This is a genomic window from Sphaerisporangium sp. TRM90804, from assembly GCF_029846175.1.
Classification (GTDB): Bacteria; Actinomycetota; Actinomycetes; order Streptosporangiales; family Streptosporangiaceae; genus Sphaerisporangium.
In genome coordinates, this window is the sequence record NZ_JARWAC010000031.1 from 185,085 (window position 1) to 191,610 (window position 6,526).

Below are 6,526 nucleotides of genomic sequence, written 5' to 3' on the forward strand. Positions count from 1 at the left end.
TCCTTCAGACGACAGGTAGTCCCGGCTTCCTGCCGAGCCGGGCAGTTCTTGGGAACGTCGGGGCTGTCTCTGAGCGACTCAGGCTTTTATGGCACCATGCCCGGTATGGCGATTCCTGAACTGCCGTCGCCAGACGGGCTGGTACTGCGACCTTTCCACGCTGTGCGCTTCACAGTGGACGACCGAGCTGCGGTCACCTCCCCACCGTACGACCTCATCGCGCCGGAGGACGTCCAAGCCCTGCTGGACGCCCATCCCAACAACGTGGTGCGGCTGATCCTTCCAGGGGCCGACCGGCGGCACTACGCGCAGGCGCGCGAGACGCTGCTGTCGTGGCGGAGCGAGGGCGTGCTGGCCACCGACGAGCTCCCGGCCCTGTACGTCTACGAGCAGCGCGGCCCCGGCATCCTGATCCGGGGTCTCATCGGCGATCTCGGCCTCTCAGATCCTCGTGACGGCGTGATCATGCCGCACGAGGACGTGATGCCGGCCACGGTGGCCGACCGCCTGGCGTTGATGCGCACGACCGAGAGCAATCTCGAACCGATCTTCCTGCTGTACGAGGGCGCCGGGGGCATCGCCCGCCTCATCGAGGAGGTGGCGTCGAACCGCTCGCCGCTGGTCGACGTGCGCACGGGCGACGGCATCGGCCACCGCCTGTGGGCGCTCACCGAGCCCGCCGAGCAGGACATGATCGCCGGAGAGCTGCGCGAGCGGCGGGCACTGATCGCCGACGGGCATCACCGCTACGCCACCTACCTGGCCTTGCAGCGGGAGTACCACGCCGAGGGGCGCGGCCCCGGCCCGTGGGACTACGGACTGGCCCTGCTGGTGGACTCGACGGCCTACCCCCCGGATCTGAAGGCCATCCACCGGGTGATTCCCGGCCTCTCGCTGGAGGAGGCGGTGGCCAGGTCGAAGGGCGCCTGGCGGGTGCACGAGTACCCGGAGGAGGAGGCGGCCCTGGCCGCGCTCGCCGAGGCGACGGGCCCGGCGTTCGTGCTGGCCGGCGAGGGCCCGAGCCATCTGCTCACCGACCCCGACCCCGTGCAGGTCAACCACGCGATGCCCACGTCGCGGTCGGAGCGGTGGAACTCGCTCGCCACGTCGATCCTCTCGGAGTTCCTGCTGCCCAAGGTGTGGGGGATGCACGACGACGAGCAGACCGTGCAGATCGTGCACCACGACGCCCGGCTCGCCATACGCCGAGCCCGCGCCCAGTCGGGCACCGCGGTGATCGTGCCGCCCCTGGCCGTGCAGGACGTGCTCGCGGTGGCGGCGGAGGGCGAACGGGTGCCGCGCAAGTCGACCTCGTTCGGGCCGAAACCCCGCACAGGCCTGCTGCTGCGCACCTTCGCCGACGACTGACCGCCGCAACGCGGCGGCCTCGCCCGCGACACCCGGCCGTCTCTCAGCCCACCGGCCCGGGCGCCACCCCGCCGGCCTCACGCCGGCACCCCGGGCACGCCCCGCCCGGCTCCGGCCATGTCGCCCGGCCCGGCGACCGGGCCGCCGTCCTCGCGGCCGGGCTCTTGAGAAGCCTGCCTGTGGCCGGCGTCACGGGGCCCGGCTTCTTCAGAGTCGGGGCCGGCGGGCTGGTCGACGGTCGCGGCGCGCGGAGTGCGACGGCCGGGAAGGAGCCTCTCCGCCCGGTGGACCTCCACCTCGTACGTGCTGGCTCCGGCGCCGCGGGTGGCCCGGAACCTCTGGTGCAACGCGCCCTCGACGCTGACGACGTCGTCGACGAGCCACTGGGCCACCAGGGCGTTGACCTCCGGATCGAACGCGACGCAGGCGATGCCGTCGGCCTTCTTGCCGCTCGGATGACCGGACGGCCGGCGGACCGCGAGGCCCCAGCTGATCATGTGGTCGCCGCTCGGCAGCTCCTTGCCCGCCGGCGGCCGGGAGACACGGCCGACCAGCGTCACCTCGTTGCGATGCATGGGATCCCCTCTCGTGGTTCTGGACGGGATCAGTGTCGGGCCGGCCGGCGGCGGCGCGACGGGCCGATCGCCGTTCTGTGGATAACCGCGCCCGCGGACCGAAGCGAGGGCTCCTGACCGCCGGCGGCCCGTGCCCTACGCTCGTCTGCGTAAGCGCCGGCCGGAGGGTTCGACGGAGAACCGAGGGAGTGCACAGTGGACAACGTCACACCGCTAGGCGGCGACGTCTACGAGATCGACACGCGCATGGCGGGCTACTCCGGCATCACCGCCGGATACCTGATCCTCGGCGACCGGCCCTGCCTGGTGGAGACCGGCACCTCCACGTCGGCCCCCGTGGTGCGCGACGCGCTGACCTCGCTCGGCGTCGGCCCGGACGATCTCGCCACCGTGGTGGTCACGCACATCCACCTCGACCACGCCGGGGGCGTCGGCGACATCGCCGGCTTCTACCCCTCCGCCGAGATCGTGGTGCACGAGAAGGGGGCACGCCACCTGGCCGACCCCTCCCGTCTCATGGCCAGCGCGCAGAAGGTCTGGGGCGACAAGCTGGACGTCCTCTTCGGCTCCCTGCTCCCGACCGACCCGGCCCGCATCCGGGCGCTCGGCGACGTGGGCTCGGTGGAGCTCGGAAACGGCCGCGTGCTCTCCAGCCACTATTCGCCGGGGCACGCCAAGCACCACGTCGGCCTGCTCGACTCGGCCACCGGCGACCTGTACGTGGGTGACGCGGCGGGGGTGTACCTCCCGGAGACGGGCGACCTGCGTCCCGCGACGCCTCCCCCGGACTTCGACCTGCGGACGGCGCTCGACTCGGTCGCGCTGTTCGGCGCCCTGGGCCCTCAGCGGCTGCTGTTCAGCCATTACGGCCCCGTGGCGGACGTCGGCCCCACGCTGGAGCGCAGCGCCGAGGAACTGCGCGTGTGGGTGGACGCGACCCGTCAGGCGCACGCGGAAGGGCTGGACCTCGACCACGCCGTCGCGATGGTCCACGAGCGGACACGCGACCGGTACGCCGCGCTCGCCTCCGCGGCCGAGGACGAGGAGACGGCGGCGCGTTTCGAGCTGCTCAGCGGCGCGCCGTCGAACGTGGCGGGCATCCTGCACTGGCTCGGCCGGGAGCACCCGGACACGCCCTGAACTCCCCGGACGGGAAGCCTTCGGGGCCGGATTCGCGCGGGCAGGCTTACTTCCGGCCCACAGGGGAACGATGAATGGCGGGCGCCGCACGCCTTCACGCTAGGCGGCGCCCACCACCCCTCGCCCTGCGATCTATGTCCGTGGGGCTTCGGGTGTCACATGTCACGCCTGTCGGGCTTCACGTCCTCGAAGTCGTCGTCGAGAACATCCCCCGCGACACCCCCGGCCGAAACCCCGAAATCGGGCTCGATGAACGCGGGTGCCATGCCGGGCTCCGGCCTCGTGGCCTTCGCTCCGGAGGTCGCCGCGGGTGACTCCTCCGCCCCCTCAGCGGGGGCGTCGGACCACTCGCCGGATTCGCCCCCCTCGGGCTCCGCCTCGGCCACTGCCGGCTCGGCCACGACCGGCTCGGGTGCGTCCTCGTCGTCGTCCAGCACGTCCGAGCCCGCCGTGCCGAGGTCGTCCTCGTCGTCCTCGTCGTCCTCGACCTCATGGAGGTCGGTTTCGACGACGTCGTCCCGCCCGGCCGTGTCGATCTCGCCCTCGGCGGACGCTTCCTCGACGGCCTGGCCGGCATCCACCGCGCCCGTCTCCGCGGGTCGCTCGCCGAGGTCGTGGACGGCGTCGTCCACCTCCGCCGGCGCGGGGTCCAGGCGGACGCCGGCGACGGGAGCCTCCTCGTCGTCCAGGATGTCGAGGCCCTCGGCGTCGTCCTCCACGTCATCGATGGCGATGCCGGTGAGCTCGGCGTAGCGCTCCGCGGCGTCGGTCTCGCCGTCCTCGTCGAACGTCATGGCGCGCTCGAACCAGTCGGCCGCGGCGCTCTCGTGACCGGCGTCGGCCAGTGCGTCCGCGTAGGCGAACGCGAGGCGGGCCGACCACGGGCGGGGCTCCAGTCCGCGAAGCTCGGGCAGCCGCTGCAGCGTGATCACCGCGGCGTCCTTCTGCCCAAGGTCGCGCCGGGCGCCGGACTCGACGATGGCCAGCTCGACCCGTCCCACGCGGTCGAGCCGCTCGGACTCCGGAGAGCGCACCAGGTCGAGCGCGCGCTCGGGGCGACCGAGGCCGCGCTCGCAGTCGGCCAGGATCGGGAGGTACTCGTCGGACCCCGTGAGCCTGCGTGCGGCCCGCAGGTCGCTGAGGGCTTCGGCGTACTGCCCGGCCCGGTAGGCGGCGATGCCGACGGCCTCGCGCACCACCCCGATGCGGGCGGCGAACCGGCGCGCCACCTTGGCGTGCTCGTAGGCGAGCGGGGCGTCGTCGTCGCCGAGAGCGCGTTCCGCGGCCACGAGGTGGCAGGCGATCAGGTCGGCGAGGTCGTTCGGGAGCGAGCGCAACTCGTCCCGGATCTCCTTCTCCAGCTCGTCGGGCGTGATGTCCGCCGCCAGCTCGGGCATCTCGGGACGCTGCTCGCGCCGGGCGTCGTCGTCGCGGCCGTACGGGCGGTCCTGCTCGCGGCCGTACCTGCCTCGGGTGCCCTCGCCACTCGGGCGGGACCCGCCGTCACGGAAGGGGCGGGCGCCCTGCTCGTCTCTCGCCCGGGGCCCGGACGTGTACCCGTCGCGCTGCCCGGGTGCCCGGTCGCCGCCGTACGGGCGGTTCTCACGGGCCCCACGGTCGTCGCGGGGGCCACGGTCGTCGCGGGGCGCGCGGTCGTCGCGGCTGAACGGCCTGGGGCCGCGCTGATCGTCGCGCTGGAACGGACGGCTCTCGCGGCCGCCGCGGTCGTCTCGCCCGCCGCGGTCGTCGCGGTCGTAGGCGCGCCCGGGCCGGTCGGCGCGTCCCTCGGAGCCGAAGGAGCGGGACCCATGGTCGGGGCGATCGTCACGACGGTTGTATCCGCCGCGGTCGCCGCGGTCGCCGTAACCAGGGCGGTCGGCGCGGTCGGGGCGGTCTCCGGAACGGGGGCCGCCTCGGTACCCGCCGCGGTCGCCGGAGTCGCCGGGGCGGCCACGGTCGTCCCCGCGATCGAACGAACGCGGGGCCGGGCCACGGCGGTCGTCGCGCCGGAAGGAGGAGCCGCCACGGTCGTCAGGGCGGCCCCCGCCGCTGCGGTACCCGCCGCGGTCCGGAGGACGCCGGTCGCCTTCGCCGCGGTCGCGCCATGCGGGAGCGCCGGAGGGACGACCCTCGCGGCGGTCATCCGGACGGGGATCGGGCCGGCCGCCGTCGCGGTAGGGGGGGCGGTCGCCGTAGGAACCGCTTCCGCCCCGCGCGGGGCGGTCGCGGTCGTAAGGGCGCCCGCCCTGGCCGCCGCGGTCACCGCGGTCGAAGGAGCGGTCGTCACGGCCCGCCGGACGGCCGCCGCCCGCGTCGCCACGGTAGCCGCGGTCGTCACGGCCCGCGCCTTCACGGTTGTAGGGACGCGGCCCCTGGCCGGGCCGATCGTCACGCTGGAACGGGCGTCCGCCGCGGTCGTCACGGTCGCGTGATCCGTAGGAGCCGCTCGGGCGGCCCTCACGCCGGTCGGCATACCCGCCTTCGGGCCGGCCGCCGTCCCGATAGGGAGGACGGTCACCGCGCGCACCGTAGGAACCGCCACCAGAGGGGCGGTCACCACGGGCGCCGTAGGAACCAGCACCAGACGGGCGATCGCCACGGGCGCCATAGGAACCGCCGGGGGAGGGGCGGTCACCGCGCGCACCGTAGGAACCACCACCGCCGCCGGACGGGCGGTCACCACGGGCACCGTAGGAACCGCCACCAGAGGGGCGGTCACCGCGCGCACCGTAGGAACCACCGCCGCCGGACGGACGATCATCACGCGCACCGTACGAGCCGCCGCCGGCGGGACGGCCAGAGTCTCGGCCCGGCCTGTCTCCGCGGTCGTCACGCTGGAACGGGCGACCTCCCCGAGAGTCACGGTCGCGGGATCCGTACGCGCCCGAAGGGCGCCCGTCGCGGCGCTCGCCGTACCTCGGGCCGTCGCCGGGGGAACGCCCGCCGCCGGCGCGCTCAGGGGCGGCGTCACCGCCCGCCCGATCTCCGCGACCGCGCTCGGGGCGGTCTCCCCGAGACCGGCCGGAGTCACCAGCCGAGGGGGCGCCACCCTGCTCGGGGCGGTCCGAATCCTCACGTCCGTTATCTCTGTTCACTTCTGTCCTTCGTTGCTAGCTCACCGCGTCCGCCGTGTTCCGCGTTGATCCATCACGCCGACGTGTGCGGAGGGATGGTCGCGCGGCCGCGGGGCACAGCCTCCCGCCGGTCGCCGGCGCGCTCTTGGCGCCTTTCGCGACGAAGGCCACCCGTGGTGGGGTGGCCCGGCACCATCAGCCTAGCAAGGCTGCGAAGCCGCCGAGACGTCCCAGCTGAGCAGGAGGAATGGCCGGCGACCTAGGCTCCGGCGGGAAAGGGCCGGTGAACGCGAAAGGGCCGCCCACACCGTGGACGGCCCTCAACACACGACCAGCGAACAGGAACAACGCGAGGGAGCCACCCACAAT

The 6,526-nt window shown here is 74.0% G+C and carries 5 protein-coding genes; 3 read left to right on the plus strand and 2 right to left on the minus strand.

All coding sequences use genetic code 11. The features are described 5' to 3' along the window. Nucleotides 1–105 precede the first annotated feature (105 nt). Nucleotides 106–1,368, plus strand: coding sequence for a DUF1015 domain-containing protein (locus PYR91_RS33180; RefSeq protein ID WP_279786404.1), 1,263 nt, complete (start codon nucleotides 106–108; stop codon nucleotides 1,366–1,368). Nucleotides 1,369–1,445: 77 nt separating this feature from the next. On the opposite strand, the gene PYR91_RS33185 is transcribed toward PYR91_RS33180, so the two are convergent. Then, nucleotides 1,446–1,943: a single-stranded DNA-binding protein gene (locus tag PYR91_RS33185; RefSeq protein ID WP_279786406.1), complete on the minus strand. Its 498-nt coding sequence runs from the start codon at nucleotides 1,941–1,943 to the stop codon at nucleotides 1,446–1,448. Nucleotides 1,944–2,138: 195 nt separating this feature from the next. Between PYR91_RS33185 and PYR91_RS33190 the strand changes: the two genes are divergently transcribed. Then, entirely contained in the window at nucleotides 2,139–3,083 is a 945-nt protein-coding gene (locus PYR91_RS33190; protein WP_279786408.1) for an MBL fold metallo-hydrolase, read from the plus strand. A 155-nt stretch (nucleotides 3,084–3,238) separates the two neighbouring features. On the opposite strand, the gene PYR91_RS33195 is transcribed toward PYR91_RS33190, so the two are convergent. Next, complete coding sequence (locus PYR91_RS33195) at nucleotides 3,239–4,480, minus strand: hypothetical protein (protein WP_279786410.1); 1,242 nt, start codon at nucleotides 4,478–4,480, stop codon at nucleotides 3,239–3,241. Nucleotides 4,481–4,891: 411 nt separating this feature from the next. Here PYR91_RS33195 and PYR91_RS33200 point away from each other — a divergent pair, with 411 nt between their 5' ends. Next, nucleotides 4,892–5,515 (plus strand): hypothetical protein, encoded by a 624-nt coding sequence (locus PYR91_RS33200; RefSeq protein WP_279786412.1) that lies wholly within the window; start codon nucleotides 4,892–4,894, stop codon nucleotides 5,513–5,515. Nucleotides 5,516–6,526: the final 1,011 nt, after the last annotated feature.